The 18,629-nt window shown below is 38.6% G+C and carries 21 protein-coding genes and 1 pseudogene; 4 read left to right on the top strand and 18 right to left on the bottom strand.

Going from position 1 to position 18,629, the window contains the following annotated elements; all coding sequences use genetic code 11:
• Positions 1–28 precede the first annotated feature (28 nt).
• From RBB56_RS11005 to RBB56_RS10950, 12 genes and pseudogenes are all read right to left on the bottom strand, one after another.
• Entirely contained in the window at positions 29–403 is a 375-nt protein-coding gene (locus tag RBB56_RS11005; protein ID WP_306719001.1) for an FMN-binding protein, read from the bottom strand.
• The gene (locus RBB56_RS11000; protein WP_306719000.1) at positions 400–951 is read right to left on the bottom strand and encodes a flavodoxin domain-containing protein; all 552 of its coding nucleotides are present in this window, start codon (positions 949–951) and stop codon (positions 400–402) included. Before RBB56_RS11000 ends, RBB56_RS11005 begins: the two co-directional genes overlap by 4 nt.
• Positions 951–1,517, bottom strand: coding sequence for a TetR/AcrR family transcriptional regulator (locus tag RBB56_RS10995; protein WP_306718999.1), 567 nt, complete (start codon positions 1,515–1,517; stop codon positions 951–953). The genes RBB56_RS11000 and RBB56_RS10995 overlap by 1 nt, the downstream gene beginning before the upstream one ends.
• A gap of 302 nt (positions 1,518–1,819) precedes the next feature.
• Positions 1,820–2,233, bottom strand: a complete 414-nt coding sequence (locus RBB56_RS10990) for a GNAT family N-acetyltransferase (protein WP_306718998.1) — start codon at positions 2,231–2,233, stop codon at positions 1,820–1,822.
• Between the two features lie 419 nt (positions 2,234–2,652).
• Positions 2,653–3,931, bottom strand: a pseudogene (locus tag RBB56_RS10985) (IS110 family transposase).
• Between the two features lie 187 nt (positions 3,932–4,118).
• Positions 4,119–4,745 carry a DUF6273 domain-containing protein gene (locus tag RBB56_RS10980; protein WP_306718997.1) on the bottom strand — a complete coding sequence of 209 codons (627 nt, stop codon included), beginning with the start codon at positions 4,743–4,745 and terminating at the stop codon, positions 4,119–4,121.
• Between the two features lie 92 nt (positions 4,746–4,837).
• A complete protein-coding gene (locus tag RBB56_RS10975) occupies positions 4,838–6,193 on the bottom strand; it encodes a helix-turn-helix transcriptional regulator (RefSeq protein WP_306718996.1) in 1,356 nt (451 codons plus the stop codon).
• A gap of 76 nt (positions 6,194–6,269) precedes the next feature.
• Positions 6,270–7,064 (bottom strand): hypothetical protein, encoded by a 795-nt coding sequence (locus tag RBB56_RS10970; RefSeq protein ID WP_306718995.1) that lies wholly within the window; start codon positions 7,062–7,064, stop codon positions 6,270–6,272.
• Between the two features lie 129 nt (positions 7,065–7,193).
• Positions 7,194–7,730: a GNAT family N-acetyltransferase gene (locus tag RBB56_RS10965; protein WP_306718994.1), complete on the bottom strand. Its 537-nt coding sequence runs from the start codon at positions 7,728–7,730 to the stop codon at positions 7,194–7,196.
• Between the two features lie 420 nt (positions 7,731–8,150).
• Positions 8,151–9,428, bottom strand: coding sequence for an IS110 family transposase (locus RBB56_RS10960; RefSeq protein WP_306718993.1), 1,278 nt, complete (start codon positions 9,426–9,428; stop codon positions 8,151–8,153).
• Between the two features lie 273 nt (positions 9,429–9,701).
• A complete protein-coding gene (locus RBB56_RS10955) occupies positions 9,702–11,453 on the bottom strand; it encodes a Na/Pi cotransporter family protein (protein ID WP_306718992.1) in 1,752 nt (583 codons plus the stop codon).
• A gap of 502 nt (positions 11,454–11,955) precedes the next feature.
• A complete protein-coding gene (locus RBB56_RS10950; protein ID WP_306718991.1) occupies positions 11,956–12,339 on the bottom strand; it encodes a hypothetical protein in 384 nt (127 codons plus the stop codon).
• A gap of 442 nt (positions 12,340–12,781) precedes the next feature.
• On the opposite strand from RBB56_RS10950, the gene RBB56_RS10945 reads away from it, so the two are divergent.
• From RBB56_RS10945 to RBB56_RS10930, 4 genes are all read left to right on the top strand, one after another.
• On the top strand, positions 12,782–13,606 hold the full coding sequence (locus RBB56_RS10945; protein WP_306718990.1) for a helix-turn-helix domain-containing protein: 825 nt from the start codon (positions 12,782–12,784) through the stop codon (positions 13,604–13,606).
• A 3-nt stretch (positions 13,607–13,609) separates the two neighbouring features.
• Complete coding sequence (locus RBB56_RS10940) at positions 13,610–14,080, top strand: VOC family protein (protein ID WP_306718989.1); 471 nt, start codon at positions 13,610–13,612, stop codon at positions 14,078–14,080.
• A 65-nt stretch (positions 14,081–14,145) separates the two neighbouring features.
• Positions 14,146–14,352 (top strand): hypothetical protein, encoded by a 207-nt coding sequence (locus RBB56_RS10935; RefSeq protein ID WP_306718988.1) that lies wholly within the window; start codon positions 14,146–14,148, stop codon positions 14,350–14,352.
• Between the two features lie 55 nt (positions 14,353–14,407).
• Entirely contained in the window at positions 14,408–15,130 is a 723-nt protein-coding gene (locus tag RBB56_RS10930; RefSeq protein WP_306718987.1) for a DUF5131 family protein, read from the top strand.
• Positions 15,131–15,356: 226 nt separating this feature from the next.
• Here the strand turns inward: RBB56_RS10930 and RBB56_RS10925 are convergent, their stop codons facing one another.
• The 6 genes from RBB56_RS10925 to RBB56_RS10900 form a co-directional block, all read right to left on the bottom strand.
• Positions 15,357–15,770, bottom strand: a complete 414-nt coding sequence (locus RBB56_RS10925) for a hypothetical protein (RefSeq protein ID WP_306718986.1) — start codon at positions 15,768–15,770, stop codon at positions 15,357–15,359.
• A 264-nt stretch (positions 15,771–16,034) separates the two neighbouring features.
• Positions 16,035–16,442: a hypothetical protein gene (locus tag RBB56_RS10920; RefSeq protein WP_306718985.1), complete on the bottom strand. Its 408-nt coding sequence runs from the start codon at positions 16,440–16,442 to the stop codon at positions 16,035–16,037.
• Positions 16,443–16,675: 233 nt separating this feature from the next.
• Positions 16,676–16,903 carry a hypothetical protein gene (locus tag RBB56_RS10915; RefSeq protein WP_306718983.1) on the bottom strand — a complete coding sequence of 76 codons (228 nt, stop codon included), beginning with the start codon at positions 16,901–16,903 and terminating at the stop codon, positions 16,676–16,678.
• Positions 16,904–17,266: 363 nt separating this feature from the next.
• Entirely contained in the window at positions 17,267–17,680 is a 414-nt protein-coding gene (locus tag RBB56_RS10910) for a DUF3788 domain-containing protein (RefSeq protein ID WP_306718982.1), read from the bottom strand.
• Positions 17,681–17,706: 26 nt separating this feature from the next.
• Positions 17,707–18,099 carry a VOC family protein gene (locus tag RBB56_RS10905; protein ID WP_306718981.1) on the bottom strand — a complete coding sequence of 131 codons (393 nt, stop codon included), beginning with the start codon at positions 18,097–18,099 and terminating at the stop codon, positions 17,707–17,709.
• Between the two features lie 26 nt (positions 18,100–18,125).
• A complete protein-coding gene (locus RBB56_RS10900) occupies positions 18,126–18,539 on the bottom strand; it encodes an ester cyclase (RefSeq protein ID WP_306718980.1) in 414 nt (137 codons plus the stop codon).
• Between the last annotated feature and the right edge of the window lie 90 nt (positions 18,540–18,629).

Here is an 18,629-nt window from a genome sequence, read left to right as displayed (position 1 = left end):
TCGGTTTTTCGTCTTTACTTTTATATTGTTACCCCGATACTGCATTTTCAACAGCTTTCAAGATACATTTGCTACTTACTGTGGCACCAGATATTACATCTACATCTAAGGATTGCTTATCAACAATACTATTCACAATACTTTCAGCCGAGCCGCCTAATCCGTTATTATGCTTCACGATATCTATATTGGTCAATTTACCATTTTCCAAAGTGACTTCGACTTTAACATTGACAGGTCCCGCGGAGTATTCTCCGATATATTTTCCATCATTTAGATAACTTAAATCAGGCATTTTGACCGGAATACTGTTAACATTATCCACAAGCTTGCTAATTATAATTCTTCCTCCACCGACCGCAATCAAAACAATACAGAAAATTATTAATCCTGCTTTTTTCATTTTTTTGCACCTGTACTTTCGGATTTTAAGGCATCAATCAGTGGCGCGATATATACCTTAGAAGAGATGTCATACGAATTGGCGATTGCATTTTCCATTTGTTTTTCATCCTCAGTTTTATCTTTTTTCTTTTTCATTATAACGCAAAATACCTTCATCATCAGCTTATCAGAAAAAGACATTTTTTCATATCGTAGACCACTTTGCATATAAAAATGAGGAATATTAATTAATTCTGTTGGAGAGAAGTTATTCCCCCACATTTCGTCTATAATCTCTTTTGCTTCATTTGGTGTAGCACCAGTTGTATAAACAATAAATTGTGACGCTTTACTCTTCCCATACAGCTCCTTGGCACTTTTTAGTCCATCGACCACTCCAGCGTGCATCCTGCCTCCAAAGATGACTGTATCATAATTAGACATTGTTTCTGCTGTAACTTTCTTAAAGTCCATAAGGGTACAATCCACTTCCTGAGCAATCATTTCTGCATATTCTTTTGTAAATCCAGTTACACTCTTATAAGTCACTAAATTTTTCTTCTTCATTATAGATTGCCCTCCTGTGCCGCTTTTAAAAATAGTTTATAAGCTCGTTCTTGTTGTGAATAGATTTCTTCTGCGGGTATCCCCGGCGTAGTTACGGAAAAAATTGTGCTAATACCAATCGTGTAAATTAACATATCCAAGTGCAACTGCTTTGCTTTTTCTAAGCTGATATTTAGTGCATTTGCTATGCCTTGAGCCATTTGTGGATTTGTTTCAGATTGATATAACTCTTCCATAGAGGAAATATTTTTCCGCGCTTGTAGTGTGAAAATTTTAAGTATATGCGGTTCTTCTTTTGCAAGCTGTATATGTGCTCGCCCAACACTTTGAAATGGGTTTTCCTTATCAATATGTTCAGTAAAATACTTTTGTACAAACTGCCTTGAGCGCTGCTCCACATCACTTCGTAAGCTATCCATATTTTTGCAATAACTGTAAATCGGCTGCACGGAACAACCCAATTTTTTCGCAATGCTTTTTACCATAACCTGTTCCATTCCTCCGGTTCTTGCCAAAGCAAAGGCAGCATCTACGACCATTTCTTTTGTTATCTTTTGTTTAGGCATTCCTAATCTCCTTTACATAATTCGCTTATATAATTCATTTATATAATCGAATTATATTTTGATTATTCACATTAGTCAATAGAATTCAAAGAAAATTTACATTTACCAAGAGTAATGTACCCTATTTACATACAGCCATACATATCTCTACCTGAATGATTATAAGTTCAAGCCGCTTCAAAATTTGACTTGAGTTTTCATAAAAGATGTATGTGTTTGATGCACCTATAAAAAAATAGGGCTAAAATTGCTTAAAAATCAGCCCTTTTAGCCCAAAATTCGCTTTCAAACCTTAAAATATATTAATCTCTATGATAACGCATGCAGATACTCCGCGGTAAGAAACCTAAGTTTTCCCAAAACCTTATGCCTGTTTTGTTCCATGATAAGACTTCGATATCAATAGTTCTTTCACCTAACTCTTTTAATAGTTCAGTAAAGAAGGTCTTCCCATATCCCTTTCTCCTATATTCCCGGTATATGAAGAATTGCCTCAAATACTTAGGGTTTGAAGAAGCTTTTACTAAGGCATATCCAACCATAGCGCCATGATCTCTATAGAAATAAGCATTATAATCTCCGCTGATAAATTCAATCATTCGCTTTTCCAGTTCATCTATAGTCATGGTATTATCATGCTTTTCGTCTTCAATCAATTGCTTGTTAAAAATAGCCAATTGCCTGCTATCAGCTAAGGTACATTTATATATAGACATAACTCCAACCTCCCATAATTATCTTAATTTTTCTCTTGTTAACTCGCTTTTTCTTACTTTTTCATTTTTTTATAGAACCGCATTCTTCGTCAATGTCATTCCCCATGGCCTTAAATCATGGATATATGGATATTTGGGGTTCACTTAATAAGACGTCGTCTTATTTTGTTATGATCGGCCTTTCCTTATCCCCAAATCCTTACGGCAGCCCAACCTCCCATGTCATACGGGATCACCTATACCTCAGGGTCCTGAATTCCTTCGTTCTGCTTATCCATAAAGGGGCGTCATGATGCTCCTTCGCTGAGTCTCTGCTCTGATGGTGAAAAATCTGACTTCGGCTCTCTATGTTTTGTTTCTTTTTCTGTTCCATTCAGCACCTTAGGGTGGACGTCTTCCTGAATTCTACAGTTTTCCTCTTATGCTATCGCTGGCTGTCTGTGTATGTCAGACATCATCTTTTGTGCATCATACGATACACCTTTGGTCAAAATAGTATAAAAGATTCGTATCAGCTTACAGCTGATGGCTATCACGGATTGCTTCTTTTTCAGTGGATTATTTGCTCTGGTCGTATAATACTCATGCAGGGCATTGAACTCCGGGTTCGTAGCTATCAGTGGAATCGCAGCATTGAACAGTACAGCTCGCAGCTTACTTCGACCTCGTTTGCTTATGGTCGTCTGTCCTTTATGCTTTCCTGAACTATTTTCCCTTAACGAGAGTCCTGCCAGCTTTTGTATCTGCCTTGGTGATTCGAAACGCCTCGCATCACCGATCTCAGCCAGAAATCCGGCAACCGTAATCAGTCCGATACCTTTGATGGCAAGCATCTGCTCGCTTTCGGGTATCTTTTTACACAAGCCTTCTATTTCTTCCATAACAGATTCAAGCTGTGCCATTTTGTAATCATGATCCTCGAGCAGTAGTTTCATTTCATACTCAGCTGCCGAAGAGCCTTTCTTTAGGCCAATGCTACGCTTTGCTGTCTCGCACAGGGTCGTTGCCCTTTTCATCCCGACGAAGCCGCAGTTTTGCATCACGCCAGATTTGATTTATATTCTCGGCTCCGAGTCCCACGATTGCTTCAGGTGTACATGCTTTCTTTAGAAGCAGCATACTGCTTTGTGATTCATAATCCCCGAATACATCTTTATATTCAGGAAAGTATATGGCAAACCATCTGGCAAATCTGTTCTTGATCTGGGTAAGTTCCCTGATAAGCCTCTTCCGATTCGCTGCCATAATTCTTAGATCTGCATACACCCCATCCGGTGTATATGGTGCACAATATCTTCCTTCTATAACGAGTTTTGCGATTACCTTGGGATCCTTGCTGTCATTCTTACTTTGGCTGTTGTCATCCAGTTCCTTGGTCTGCTTTACCGCATAAGGGTTGACCATAACCAGGAGGATGCCTTCATCTTCAAGATAAGCGCCAAGGTCAAACCAGTAGTGACCTGTTGGTTCGATACCTACGATAACATCTGACTTTTTGTTCTTGTCCTGTATCCACTGCATCCAGTTTTTGAAGCTGTCAAAACCTTCTCTGCTGTTGCTAAATTTAAAGACCTTCCCTAATTCGATGCCTCGCCAGTCAAAAGCTCTGGCGTACTGTGTTGTACTTCCGATATCGATTCCAACTACCAAAGTTGATTCTTTTACTTGATTGATTTTTTGATTTTGTTTACAATTCATTTGTGGGTGTCTCCTTCGAACGATGATTTTGTCAACCGGCCAGTTAACAATCATTATTCTATGGGTGGCACTCATTTTTTGCAAACCTGTCATTTGTTACTTAACAGGAATGCTCCTTAGATATGTTTTTCCTGTAGACAAACTACTATTTTCTTTCAACTTTCATTCTAAAAAGTATCTCCAAGATTTATAATTCCAAGCTCAGCCACAGAGCGGGACGAACCCCGCCGCTGTTATCACCGGTTAAAGGATGAATCGTATTGCTGCTGTAACGGAAGGTGCCGTTTCCCTGAATGCCTACATTACCATCGCCGTGAATATATACGGCTCTTCGATTGTCACGCCCGGGCGACCGAAGCCACCACCACCATATATACCCATCGAATGAGGATCTTCGCTTATCGTTGTTTCCGTCTTTCTTTTGAAACCAGTATCGTTGCTTGGGGCTGCGGTTTTCAAGGTTTTTACTGCTGTCACCAAAATATTTGCACACTACTTCTTCAATGCTCAGAAGAAATATGTGGTCCAGAGTATCTTCCCCTCCTTTTGAACCGTACCACTCATTGTCGTTATTTTTATTCAATACCGGAATGATTCTTGTCTGTTCGGTCTCGGTGAATTTGTTATAAAACTCACCATTGAGATATCTTCTTAACGAACAGTCGACCCATGTCACATCACCGGAGTAATTATTATAGGGTTGTTGTCCGATCATGTATTCAGTTATAATCAAGGCCGCATTGCCCTGTATATCAAGAATACGCCACTGATAACCGCCAAACGGCACGATTGAACCGATATTAAACTCCCTCATTTTCTTTCTCCTTGTACAATATAAATTTCTGTAGTTCTGTTTCAATGCACCTGCAAGAGCAAGTTCTCATTATCTTTATGACTCGAAGTAACCTATAACAAAGTCAGTGCCCTTTCCTCTAAGGAACAGATTTTCATAAGCATCTCGCTATAAGGTTTTAGTCTGGCTTTATCACTAAACATCTCAAATGCCGAAAAATCCTGCGGAATCATGCAGCCCATCTGGGCGACAAGCTCCGCAATCTCTTTATAAATAGCAACAAGATCCTTCCTGCCGTTATTTTCAAAAAAATTGACAGCATATTGCCTATCGAGATATTGTTTATAGTTACACATTGTATTTAAATATGGTTCAAAATTATCGTTCCATTCGTAAGTAAGCAGTGCGTTTGCAAACGCTTTATGTGCCGAAAGGCCGTTATATTGCCCGGGCCATAAGCTTTCTTCTTTGATCAATCGCGAAGCAAGTTTTAGGGTTTCTTCGAAGATCACCCCTTCATCCGGCTTTTTGTGCTTATCACCGATTGTCAATATCCTTACCCTATTCCAATCCGCATTATAACCCTCGCGCCAGTCTGATTTTCTGAAATATCCGGTATCATCCGGTTCTTCGTTATGGTCATCCTCAACGTTCATAAATGGATTGTAGCCCAATAACACTTTGCCGTCATTGTCGTATCCGGAGATGACACAAGCATCCGAACAGTTTATCACTCCTTCCAGCGTGATTACGGGTATACCTCGGTCAATACTGTCGATAATCATGCGGCTGTCTGTTTCAAAGTCGCTTCGGATATGGTGCGAAACATCAAAGCCGAGCATTTTAAAAGTATGCTCAATAATTATCGGGGTGTGGATCACATGATAATTGCCGTGATTCCATTGTTGAATAGAGGGCATACTGAATGATGTTCGGAATGCACTTCCGGATATGGCGCATACTGTATCATAATCCAATCTTTCACCGAGTACATTCAATGCTGAAACAACACTGTTGACAAATTCGTTCTGCCTATTTGTATCAGACCAATCTACATTAAGTAATCCGGGAATTAAATTTCGTGTCATACTGAATCCTCCTTGTAATGAAAAGTCAATTGAAATAGGAGCAAATGTATGATGCTTTAATTCAGATCTTGAGAATTGAGATGGCGAACATCCAAATAAACGTTTAAATGCCTTGGAAAAAGCCTCCGGCGTTTCATATCTGCAACGAAAAGCCATTTCCGTAACAGATGCCTCATTTCTAGTCAATTTATCCGCCGCACATGACAAACGCCTGTATCGGATATATTCTCCTACGGAATACCCGGTAACAGCACTAAAAAAGTTAGAAAACGAGGATGGGGCGTAGTCAATCGCCTGACCGACAGACTCTGCAGTAATTGCCTCGAAAAGATTATTTTCAATGTATTGAATCGCTTCTTCTATTTTCTCAACCCAAATCACAAGCTCACCTCCTGTCTCTTAAGCATAACAGAATTTTATTTAAAATACTGGTCATTTTCAACGAGATATTGTCAGATCAACCTTTCAGGTTATTTATAACATCCTCTATATCATAAGCCTTGGCAGGTAAAATCATTGAATGCCCTCCCATTATTTCTTTAACTATTCTTAATTCAAGATCCATACGTCTTTTAAAATGTGCGACCATATCTGATATATCCTCAAACGCAAACTTCTTTCCATAGGGTGAGTCATTTAAATATCGCATCACAAGAGGATACCACATTTCTACACCATTTTCGTCAGAACGCTCTTTTTTAATCTTCAAAACATTACTTTCTATATCATCCGAGTAGAGATAGAGCAATATAAAGTTTTTTTGTTTGATAGCTTCAAATATTTCTCTATAAAAATCAACGATTTCTTCCTCCGTCTTACAATAGAACAATATTAATTCCTCTATTATGTTTTGAAATAAAGAACATTCAAATAAATTTCCTGTTCCCTTAAAGCTTTCTAACCGACTAAGAATTAAATTTTTAAAGTCATCAAATGATCGCCTTCCATTATATATCTCATACTGCTCCATATATTGATAAAACCCTCTTGTATCAGTCATAATTCGTGTATATTCTACTATAAAATGATTTTCTTCTTTTATTGTATGCTTTTCTATCTCTGACACTAAATCGGGAAATCTTACGAGAGTTCGCTGATATTCTTCCTCTGTCATATAACTGCACCATGCCAGTTCAACCGGAGAAATATCGCCCTCAACATACATATGATATCCATCGAGTTTTTCATATAGCGATCTCATCAATGTTGTTTTACCAGCCCCCTGTATTCCTTCTATAAATATGTTTCTCATCTAAATCCCCCAATTCCTGATGACTTTCTACTTTATTTCTTGTCTCAGCTATCTATTAAGAGAAAATCTAACCTGCTGCCAGAACGTTCATCTTCAGCGGTTGTACATAATCCCCCTAGTATAAGATTTTTATAATAAATCCCCATCTTCATCATAGAAGGAATCACAAAACCTTATCTTACCAGATATACTCACATTCCCATTAAGAAACTTAATCTTTAAATAAAGATTCTCCGGGTGATCCTCTCCTATTACAATCCCATATCTTAAAGCTGGTTCAAATCCAAATTGAGTATAATAATCTCCACCGGTAAGTGCAATCCATTCAAAATTAAGCCCTTTAGCTTTCTCCAATCCATATTCTATAAGCTTTTTCCCTATACCTTTGCGTTGATAAGAAGGCTTAACTGCCAATGGTCCTAATGTTAACCCTTCATTTATACCTATTAAGGCCTTTGATAATAACATATACCCTATTATTTGATTATTGTTCGTTGCAACAAAACATAGTTCACGAATAAATCCAGAGTCATTCCTTACCTTGTCAGCAAATTCCCATTCATTAAAAGATTCATTCTTGCCTGGTCTATCAAAAGCCTTTCTTAATATTTCTTTTATTTCAAATATATCATTATCTGCTGCTTGTCTTATAATTATGTCTTTCACAATACCCCTCCTCCCATAATTATCTTAATTTTTCTCTTGTTAACTCGCTTTTTCTTACTTTTTCATTTTTTTATAGAACCGCATTCTTCGTCAATGTCATTCCCCATGGCCTTAAATCATGGATATATGGATATTTGGGGTTCACTTAATAAGACGTCGTCTTATTTTGTTATGATCGGCCTTTCCTTATCCCCAAATCCTTACGGCAGCCCAACCTCCCATGTCATACGGGATCACCTATACCTCAGGGTCCTGAATTCCTTCGTTCTGCTTATCCATAAAGGGGCGTCATGATGCTCCTTCGCTGAGTCTCTGCTCTGATGGTGAAAAATCTGACTTCGGCTCTCTATGTTTTGTTTCTTTTTCTGTTCCATTCAGCACCTTAGGGTGGACGTCTTCCTGAATTCTACAGTTTTCCTCTTATGCTATCGCTGGCTGTCTGTGTATGTCAGACATCATCTTTTGTGCATCATACGATACACCTTTGGTCAAAATAGTATAAAAGATTCGTATCAGCTTACAGCTGATGGCTATCACGGATTGCTTCTTTTTCAGTGGATTATTTGCTCTGGTCGTATAATACTCATGCAGGGCATTGAACTCCGGGTTCGTAGCTATCAGTGGAATCGCAGCATTGAACAGTACAGCTCGCAGCTTACTTCGACCTCGTTTGCTTATGGTCGTCTGTCCTTTATGCTTTCCTGAACTATTTTCCCTTAACGAGAGTCCTGCCAGCTTTTGTATCTGCCTTGGTGATTCGAAACGCCTCGCATCACCGATCTCAGCCAGAAATCCGGCAACCGTAATCAGTCCGATACCTTTGATGGCAAGCATCTGCTCGCTTTCGGGTATCTTTTTACACAAGCCTTCTATTTCTTCCATAACAGATTCAAGCTGTGCCATTTTGTAATCATGATCCTCGAGCAGTAGTTTCATTTCATACTCAGCTGCCGAAGAGCCTTTCTTTAGGCCAATGCTACGCTTTGCTGTCTCGCACAGGGTCGTTGCCCTTTTCATCCCGACAGCCCGCAGTTTTGCATCACGCCAGATTTGATTTATATTCTCGGCTCCGAGTCCCACGATTGCTTCAGGTGTACATGCTTTCTTTAGAAGCAGCATACTGCTTTGTGATTCATAATCCCCGAATACATCTTTATATTCAGGAAAGTATATGGCAAACCATCTGGCAAATCTGTTCTTGATCTGGGTAAGTTCCCTGATAAGCCTCTTCCGATTCGCTGCCATAATTCTTAGATCTGCATACACCCCATCCGGTGTATATGGTGCACAATATCTTCCTTCTATAACGAGTTTTGCGATTACCTTGGGATCCTTGCTGTCATTCTTACTTTGGCTGTTGTCATCCAGTTCCTTGGTCTGCTTTACCGCATAAGGGTTGACCATAACCAGGAGGATGCCTTCATCTTCAAGATAAGCGCCAAGGTCAAACCAGTAGTGACCTGTTGGTTCGATACCTACGATAACATCTGACTTTTTGTTCTTGTCCTGTATCCACTGCATCCAGTTTTTGAAGCTGTCAAAACCTTCTCTGCTGTTGCTAAATTTAAAGACCTTCCCTAATTCGATGCCTCGCCAGTCAAAAGCTCTGGCGTACTGTGTTGTACTTCCGATATCGATTCCAACTACCAAAGTTGATTCTTTTACTTGATTGATTTTTTGATTTTGTTTACAATTCATTTGTGGGTGTCTCCTTCGAACGATGATTTTGTCAACCGGCCAGTTAACAATCATTATTCTATGGGTGGCACTCATTTTTTGCAAACCTGTCATTTGTTACTTAACAGGAATGCTCCTTAAATTCTTTTCTGCTAATATATATTCTAAATCTTTTTCCACCATACTTCCACCTTAAACTTTTTTAAAAAAAGAATGAGCTAATACACTTAAAGTATATTGGCTCATTCTTTTTAAATGATTTTTCTCAATCCCTGACTTGAATTCGGAGGTTTTTTACCTTTTCATATTGGATTCCGGAGAAGGCTTACGATCTGCATTTTCAGGTTTTTTCTTTTCTTTTTCAATGGCTTGCAATGCTTCTGTTTTACTTCCGGTGGTGGATCGAACCGAGAAAGCAATATTCACAATATGATCCGATATTCTTTGCAATGAAAACAGAACGGAATATATGCTTTTTGATACCTCAACCGGGTACATTTCGGAACTCAGGCGTATCACATGTTCGTTACGCGTAGAGGATATTAGTTTTTTAATTTCCTTGTGAAGATTTGAAATTTTTCTGAAATTTTCGGTTCTACGCTTTGTAAACGCATCGAACCCCAAGTCGAACATTTCGGATATATGCCCGTAGATTAGGTCAAGCTCATCTTTGGTCTGATCTAAAAACTTTACATTATTCTCCTTCATGTAGCTGGTTTCTTTTACCAAAAGGACCGCATAATCCCCCAACCGCTCAATATCGTTTGTTACATGATGTAATCCGGCAATCAGTTTTTCGTCATCAGCGAATTTAGTAGCTGATGAAATCTTGATAAAAAAGCTTGTGAGCTTATTTGTCAAGAAATCAATACGATATTCCGTATCGGCAATTTTTTTGCTTTCGCTCATATCTTCGTTGACCAACGAAGCAAAAGAACGATCAATGTTCTCCTTTGCAAGAATCGCCATATCGTGCAGTTCCTTTAATGCTTGTTCAACGGCAACCGCCGGAGTTTGCAAGAAACGCTCATCAATATATGACAATTCTTCCAACTTCTGTTGTTTATCTTTCACTAAACTTGTCACTAAATTGACTAACGGGTCGATAAATATGAGTAACACTAAGGTATAGAGAGTATTATAAATCAGGTTAAATGTTGCAAGGCTAAACTGGGGTTTCCCGGGGAATAGACTTTCAAACATGTTGCTAATAGGTGTTCTGAAAAGAACCAGAATAATCGAAAAAGCTACCGCACCAATTACGCTGGTAATCAAATGGAACAATGCGATACGTTTCCCGTTGGCGTTCGTAGACAAGGAGGCCATAATGCCATCGCTACATGTTCCTATATTTGCTCCCATCACTAAAAAGAACGATTGATCTATATTGTGGATAACTCCCGTGGCCAAGAACGCTATAAAAACACCTGTCGCTGCCGTAGATGACTGTATGATGCCTGTAAATAAAATTCCTAATATCACCAGCAAGATGGGATTTTGCATGATTTCATATTTGAATACTTGAGAGAGTTGAATACTCAGCGTCGAATTTGGTCCACCGATTGCTGTTTCCATCACTTCCATTCCGATAAACAACATTCCGAATCCGATTAAAAATGGTGCAATTTTATTAAGGGTTTCGTTACTAGTGGAAAAAACAATCATGACACCGACAAATGCAATCGCTGCAAAAACAGAACTAATGCTAAATCCGCCTTTACTGATACCTGAAAGGGCAAACATAAACGCGGTAAGAGTGGTACCTACTTTTGCGCCTAAAATAAAACCTGAGCCTTGCTTGACTGTTACAATATTCGCATGAGCAAGTCCAACTGTCATAATCGAAGAGGCTGAAGAAGATTGGATAAGTACGGTAGCTCCGATTCCAATTCCGTAATTACAGATTCTGTTTTTATTGATTTTTTTGAAAAGATTTCTTATTCCTGATCCTGCGCTTCGTTCCAAACCAGAGCTCATCTGCTTCATTCCAAACATAAACACAGCGACTCCACCTAACATAAGCAGTAAATTCATTAAAATTTCCATTATATTTTTCCTAACTTTTATTATTTTTCTGTATCTTTGATTTATATATCGGATTTTACTCAATCATATTAATTTCTGTTAAAATAAAATAAGACTCATAAATAGCTTTTTTCATCAGCATGTCCAAGATAAATTCTCCTTTATTTTTCCTTTCATTTATTATCCCCCCATCGTCCTACCTATTATAAACCCAAGGGCAGATAATCTCAATATTTCCATCCTAAACTCTATGGCAAATTTTTGTAACAGTTCAGCCATCGACACCACGAAGTCAAAATTGCGTCTCTATGTAATTTTGCGAGTGCTCCAAGCACCAAAATATTGTGCCAAATGCTTTATCTTGGCACTTTCCATTATTTTTCTCACAAGTTACTCATTGTATTCGCCAACTTCAGTTGGCATATCTTTTGACAGTGAAATATCAATAATTCGAAATTATTCTTCCCTTGTTTTTGTATTCTTTATTGGATTAGAGACTAAAAGATAATTTTGACCACCAATATTACACTTCATATTTACCCCCAATATCTTCATATTTTTTACCACTGTCTACTCGGCATTTTACAATCTTCATTCCATACAAAAACCAAATATAAAAATACCAGAAAACCAGTGTAATTGTTGGATATTCTATTTTCATCAGTTTCATCACAATCGCAGTCAATATCATCGCTGCCGAAAAAATATGTAGTAACAGCCATTTGTTTTTTCTTTCTGTCCATATGTGAATAACTGTCGCCACCATGAAAGAATAATCCATTAGCAGTATAAACACACCTACAATACTAAACCATTTTAATTCCATACCTTCATAAAACACTCCGGCGATTGCTAAGGTTGTTGCTATAAATACCCAATAATCAAAATAAACAAGTAATTTTTTCATATCCTCTCCTTCATAACTTCCAACTTTATTTGATAAAATCCAACCCTTTTGCTTCACGAGCTTTTTTTATCGCCATACCTATTGGCTTGAAATCAAGTTTTCTTTCGTCTTGCTATATTTTAATATTACCCCGTATCATTTTACATTTCGGGTGACGATATTTGAACGAAGTACATTTTTATATTAAGTAGTGTATAATTATTTGCTATCATTCGTCAATCCGTATATAATTACTATATACTATTTTGACGAAAGGAAGTTGAATACATGGATTACATTTCTGTAAAAACTGCTTAAAAAAAATGGGGCATCTCAGAAAGACGGATACAAAAATTATGTGAAGCAAATATGATTTTTAAAGAAAAATTCTAATACGACAACAATATGTCACATTACAAAGTATAAACACGCTACGTTGTAGCTGACCAAAGGAGGGAACAATTTGATTTTACAATATGACAAGCAATTTAATATGTTCCCCTCACATATTGAGTTGAGAAAATATGTTCAATATTATAACATCGTATTTCCATCAAAGGATATGTTTACAGAGCATTATATGCTTATGCCTAACGCTTGCGGAACATTGTCGCTTGCTTTCGATGGAAATACAGTCATTGCTGAACTATGGGGAGCGTCCCTCACCCCCATATTGTTAGGCACGGAGCCAAATAGTTATAATGTTTTAATGCTTATCCAGCTTTCCCCCTATGGGTTGTATCAAATCACACGCCAAAACCAAGCGGAATTTGCAGACAAACGCCTTTCGCTTGTGGACATCGACAACGAGTTGTTCCGTTTATTGCATCATGCTTTTGCAGTATCAAAAACTGTAACCGACTTAGCAAACGCTTGCGAGGAAATTTTATACGAACGTATGGAACATCATGTTGTTTCAGATGCTTTGCTATTGGCAACCAAAGCGATTTCTGATAATCATGGACAGCTACAAGTGAAAGAGATTGCCAGACTATCTTGTTATAGTGAACGGCAGCTAAACCGCTTGTTCCACACACAAATTGGAATGAATGTTAAGGACTTTGCACGTTTAACCCGCTTTAATTATGTATTAAAGCACATTCAAAAATCGCCCTGCTTTTTTGCGGCATTGTCACAACAAGCTGGCTATTTCGACCAAGCTCATTTCGATAAAGATTTTAAGGCAATTAGTGGTGTTTCGCCCAAAGACTATCTGAAAACAATGTCCGATTTTTACTATGACGGCACAGAGATATACGATACAATATCCTCGGTAAAGGAGGATTGAAAAATGAAATATCAAGGTTGTCTTTTGGCGGTTAAGGATATAGCCGCATCGAAACACTTTTATGAAAAGGTACTTCATCAAAATGCGGTCATGGATATTGGTGTGCATGTGACGTTTGAGGGCTTTTCGCTGCAACAAGGATATGCTGAACTTGTTGGCTTGGCGGATGATAGTGTGAAAGTGCAGTCACATAACTTTCAAGTCTATTTTGAAGTGAACGATTTAGACAAAGTGTATGCCGAAATGAAAAGCATATCCAATTTGCAATGGGTACACGAAATCAAAGAATACCCGTGGGGACAGCGTGACATTCGGGTATATGACCCCGATAAGCACATTGTAGAAATTGCAGAGGACATGACCACGGTTATTAAACGCTTTTTTAATCAAGGCATGTCGGCAGAAGAAGTTGCTACACGCACAATGTTCCCTCTTGAGGTTGTAAAACAGTATGCGTTAGGCTTTGGTATGTGATACACGGCGGCTTTGGTAAATCAAAGCCGCTATTTTATTCCAAACAAGATCGGAGGAGACGGACAATGAGTAAATATGAACCGCTTTGGAAGGCGATAGGTCAACGCACGGAGAACAGCTTCGCACTGACCTATGCCGAGATTGAACAGATTCTGGGCTTTCCCATCGACCACGCCTTTTTAACCTTCAAGAAGGAGCTGCCTGCCTACGGCTACGAGGTGGGTAAGATCTCCATGAAGGCACAGACGGTGACGTTCAAACGCTGCGTTTGACAAGCGGCTGCGTTTCTGCTATCATCGGCTTCACCCATCCAAGAGGAGGAACACTATGAACTGGGAGCCATGGACAGGCTGTTACAAAATAAGTGATGGCTGTACAAATTGCTATTTTTATGGGCCGTATGCAAAACGCTATGGTCAAGGCACAATACAAAAAACAGATAAATTTGATTGGCCCGCAAGGAAAAATGCCAAGGGCGAATACAATATCAAAGGCAACAAAATTCTTCCAACCTGTTTTGCGACTGACTTTTTCCTGCCAGAAGCAGACGAGTGGCGTAAAGACATTTGGGCTATCATCAAGGAAAGAACTGATATTGATTTCTTGATTTTAACAAAGCGAATTGACCGTTTTCTCGTATCACTTCCACCCGATTGGGGTGCAGGCTATGACAATGTGAATATTGGTTGTACTGTCGAAAATCAAGCATTAGCTGATTACAGACTGCCACTCTTTTTATCTTATCCGATAAAGAGACGGTTCATCGCTTGTGCCCCACTCTTAGAAAAGATAGATTTGACACCGTATCTTCGTGGAGTAGACCATGTGACTGTTGGTGGCGAAACAGGGCGAGAATCCCGTATATGTGACTATGATTGGGTACTTAATATTCGGGATCAATGTGTAAAAGCAGATGTAACATTTTGGCTAAAAAATACAGGTTCCCTTTTCAAACGTGATGGTGTGGTAGAAAAAATAAATCCATTTAAACAAACCAGTGTAGCCAAAGAGCTTGGCATAGATATTTTAAACGGAAAAAAATTGTTCTGATAAAATAATACATTTAGCTTCAAAGATTTCTCTAGCATACTGGTTTATCGAAAAATCTATATGTTCAAATGCTTCATGCGCGGGATAGTATGTCCCGTGAATGTAATTAGTCATGATTACGTACTCAGCATCTGCAAATATATCAGGATTCCAGAGTTGTTCGACATTTACATGGTAGAACTCCGCCCCAGTTTCATCAGCTCCACGCTTGATGTAAACAAAGATTTTATGTAACGTTTGAGGATCGAAATGTACTATGGTTTCTTTGCCGCTCAAATTCCGCATCTGTCACATCACTCAGGCCATATTTATCAATAGGCAGTATCAGTTTTTCATAATTGGCGATTTCGTCTATATCATGAATCCTGTGAGCAAAGCTTTCCATAAGCGTGAAAATAAAGAGAAAAACAAGGCTTTCTTCATCAATATGGAAGTTGTCCAAATAGCCTATTTTTCCTTCGATGGCGTTAGAAGCAGCGACCATATGCTCCATCTCGTTGCGTCCGACGTAAGTGATTATCTTACCGCAAGTTGCAATATACATCCGACTTCCATTATGAGGGTTCCCTAGATCATCCGGGTCAATACTTAGACAATACCGCAATAATTCTTCAGCATCAACATCTGCAGCATTAATCATCGCACGAAAAATTTATCAGCTGTATCCAACACAGGAGCCGGGATTTCAGCATTAGGCGTAAAAAACAGATATGTGGGTACGGAGTGATATTTTAAAAATGTGTTAGGGTATCCAATATGAAAGACACCGCCGTGTGGTGCTTTTTTCATTGATCGTAAGTAATAATTGATTTTCCAGAACTCTGGCGTTGTAGCAATACTCTGTATGAGACTCTTCAGTTTTTCTGACAATACCATTTTTCATCTCTCCTTTCTGGAGTAGTTCTTATTCTAAATCAATATTAAGCACTATATTATTTGCATCTTCATAATACATAACTGTTGTCCATACGGTGTACCAGTAATCATAGGGAACATAAACGTCAGCCAGATATTTGGAATCTGCAGGCTTCATTTCGTCAAATCCCTGATCAATGATACCCTTTGGCGTTAGAAAAAAGGTACCGCAATGCTCTCCAGAGGATTGCAGGTCAAGCGTCACGATTCCAAGTCCCATATGCCCTGTGTTACGTCCTACTATAACCGCCGACTCATCAACAAACTTATAACCGCCGTAATCCAGATCATCTGTTCCGTAAACTTCTACAAATAAATCGTGCATTTTCTTCAGGGCTTCCTTAGCATACATATTGTCCTGGATATTGCGGGAACGATCCAGCTCCTTAAAATCCAACGTGGGCAGCAGTGCATTCAGCCGTTCTATATAAACTGCTTACAAATCCATCTTATCCATTCTCTAATACACCTCCTATTAGTTTAAAAGGGTTCTAAGGCTATCCTCTCTTTATCATATCAGAATAAGAGAGGTACAGATTGTTCGTCAATAATTTACATCTCACATAGTCGGTATCTCCATTCGTTAGTCGTACAGACTCAAATTTGCAAATATTTTTTAAATGTTTCTTTTTAAAAGGCATTCCATAAAAAAACAAAGATAAATACGCAGCCCCACGCATTTCCAGTGTATTCCTTTACCATCAGCATACCATACACAATCATAAATATAGTTAGCATTTCAATAATACCTTCGGCAGTCACGCCGATTGCGCCATGGATAATGATACACAGCACAGGAAATAGCTCCCCAATTGAGCCATCTATTCTTACTTGGATATCGCCGGTTAATTTTATCACTGATTACTACATAATTGAAGCCCTCAAAGAAGCCCCAAGCAAGGGGGGGTATCAGCATCCCAACAACATTTACCGGGAAACCACTTGATAATACTTCTTGAGTTGTCCAAACAGATTGAAAGGGCAAGTAGCTTGTGATTTGTTTGGTGAACAGCATAAAGGCAATGTAAATTCCAAGTACCGCAAAAGAAATAAGAGCAATAGCTCATAGATCCACGTCTAACTTCCGTTGTTCCATTGTCAATTCTTTTTTTGCCATATTATCTTCCAAATTTCGCCTGCTTATTTCTTAAACACCACTTTTTATATGACTACAGAAATCTCTCTATGGTCCATAGTTGATATAACCGGTGCTTGGCTATATTACTTTTTATTTGGCTTCCGCTTAATTTGTAAAAGCTTTTCCATATCAGAAAACAGGGAAGTATCAGTCAATTCAAACATCATCCACTTACCGTCATGATAGGTGGTAGATTCATCGTAAATACGTTGTACTTCTACGGAATAATTGTTTCTATCGGTCTCAAATTCAACTCTTTCATCCTTACCGAAAATAATCATGAAGCCAAACACAGCTTCTTTTGCGTATAAGGCACATAAGGTTTTGCCACCCCTGCGATACTTATACTCATAGGTCCATCTTTTCCCACCGCTGTTCCAAAGACGTTCCATATCGTATTTTGCTTCAATTAAATCGGTGAGCTTTATCCATACATCAAATAATGCTTGACCAATTAAAGAAATCATTTCTTCATTGGTTGGTATCTTCATAAGCATTCTATTCCCTCCATGCGCACTTTTTTCTATACTGCGATATACCAATATACGCCATACTTATCAACGACATCAGCACAGCAGGAACTCCAAGGAAGTGAACCCAGTTCTAATAGCACCGTTCCATCCTTCGCTAACATCTCATATGCCCTTTTTACTTCTTCTTCACTCTCAAAGTTAATCCCATAGCTCATAGTTGGGCGTGATCCTTCTAATGATGATGTGAGCATGATATTAACAAAGTTATCATTATGTGATTCACTGACAGCAAATATTTCCTGTCCGTTTCTAAGTAATGATGCATGCATAAATGTGCCCTCCGGAAATTTCTCATGGTATCCCAAGGTCAGTCCAAAGGCTTCTGTGTAAAGTGCTACAGCTTCAATGGTATTTTTTATATATAAAGTTGCTCCCAGTTTCATCCTGTACCTCCTTCATTAATCAAGTTTTATAAAGCCGGACATATGATCCTGGCTTCAAACAAGGCTTCAAAGGTATTGGCTGCTCCACCGTGTTCCATAATCTTTCCGTCTATCACTTTATCAACATTCACACCAGTAATGCATAACTTTTTGCCGGAGGGCTTCATACCCAACCATTCTCCCTTATGGGTTCCTTCCATAATAAACTCAGAGATAACAAAGCTACCATCACAGTATTGGCGTGTAATACTCATCTTTAGATCGGGGTAAGTCGTCCTCACCTCAATCATGTGCTGCTGCATACCCGATACCCCAACAGGTATTGTTTTGTCTCCTAATCGGATCACACACTCTTCGGATACATAGTCAGGAACTTCACTAATTAAATGATTGGAAGTAACATGCTCGTAAAAATATTTTACTTTTTCCTTATAATCCATACCGTTTCTCCTGTGATTTTTATATTATAGTTTTACTTATGATCCTTAAATACCGAACATTATATACGATTTGAAGTTCCTTCTGCATAA

The organism is Kineothrix sp. MB12-C1 (genome assembly GCF_030863805.1).
Classification (GTDB): Bacteria; Bacillota; Clostridia; order Lachnospirales; family Lachnospiraceae; genus Kineothrix.
The sequence above is the reverse complement of the archived record's forward strand: the minus strand, read 5'-3'. Positions and strand labels throughout refer to the sequence as shown.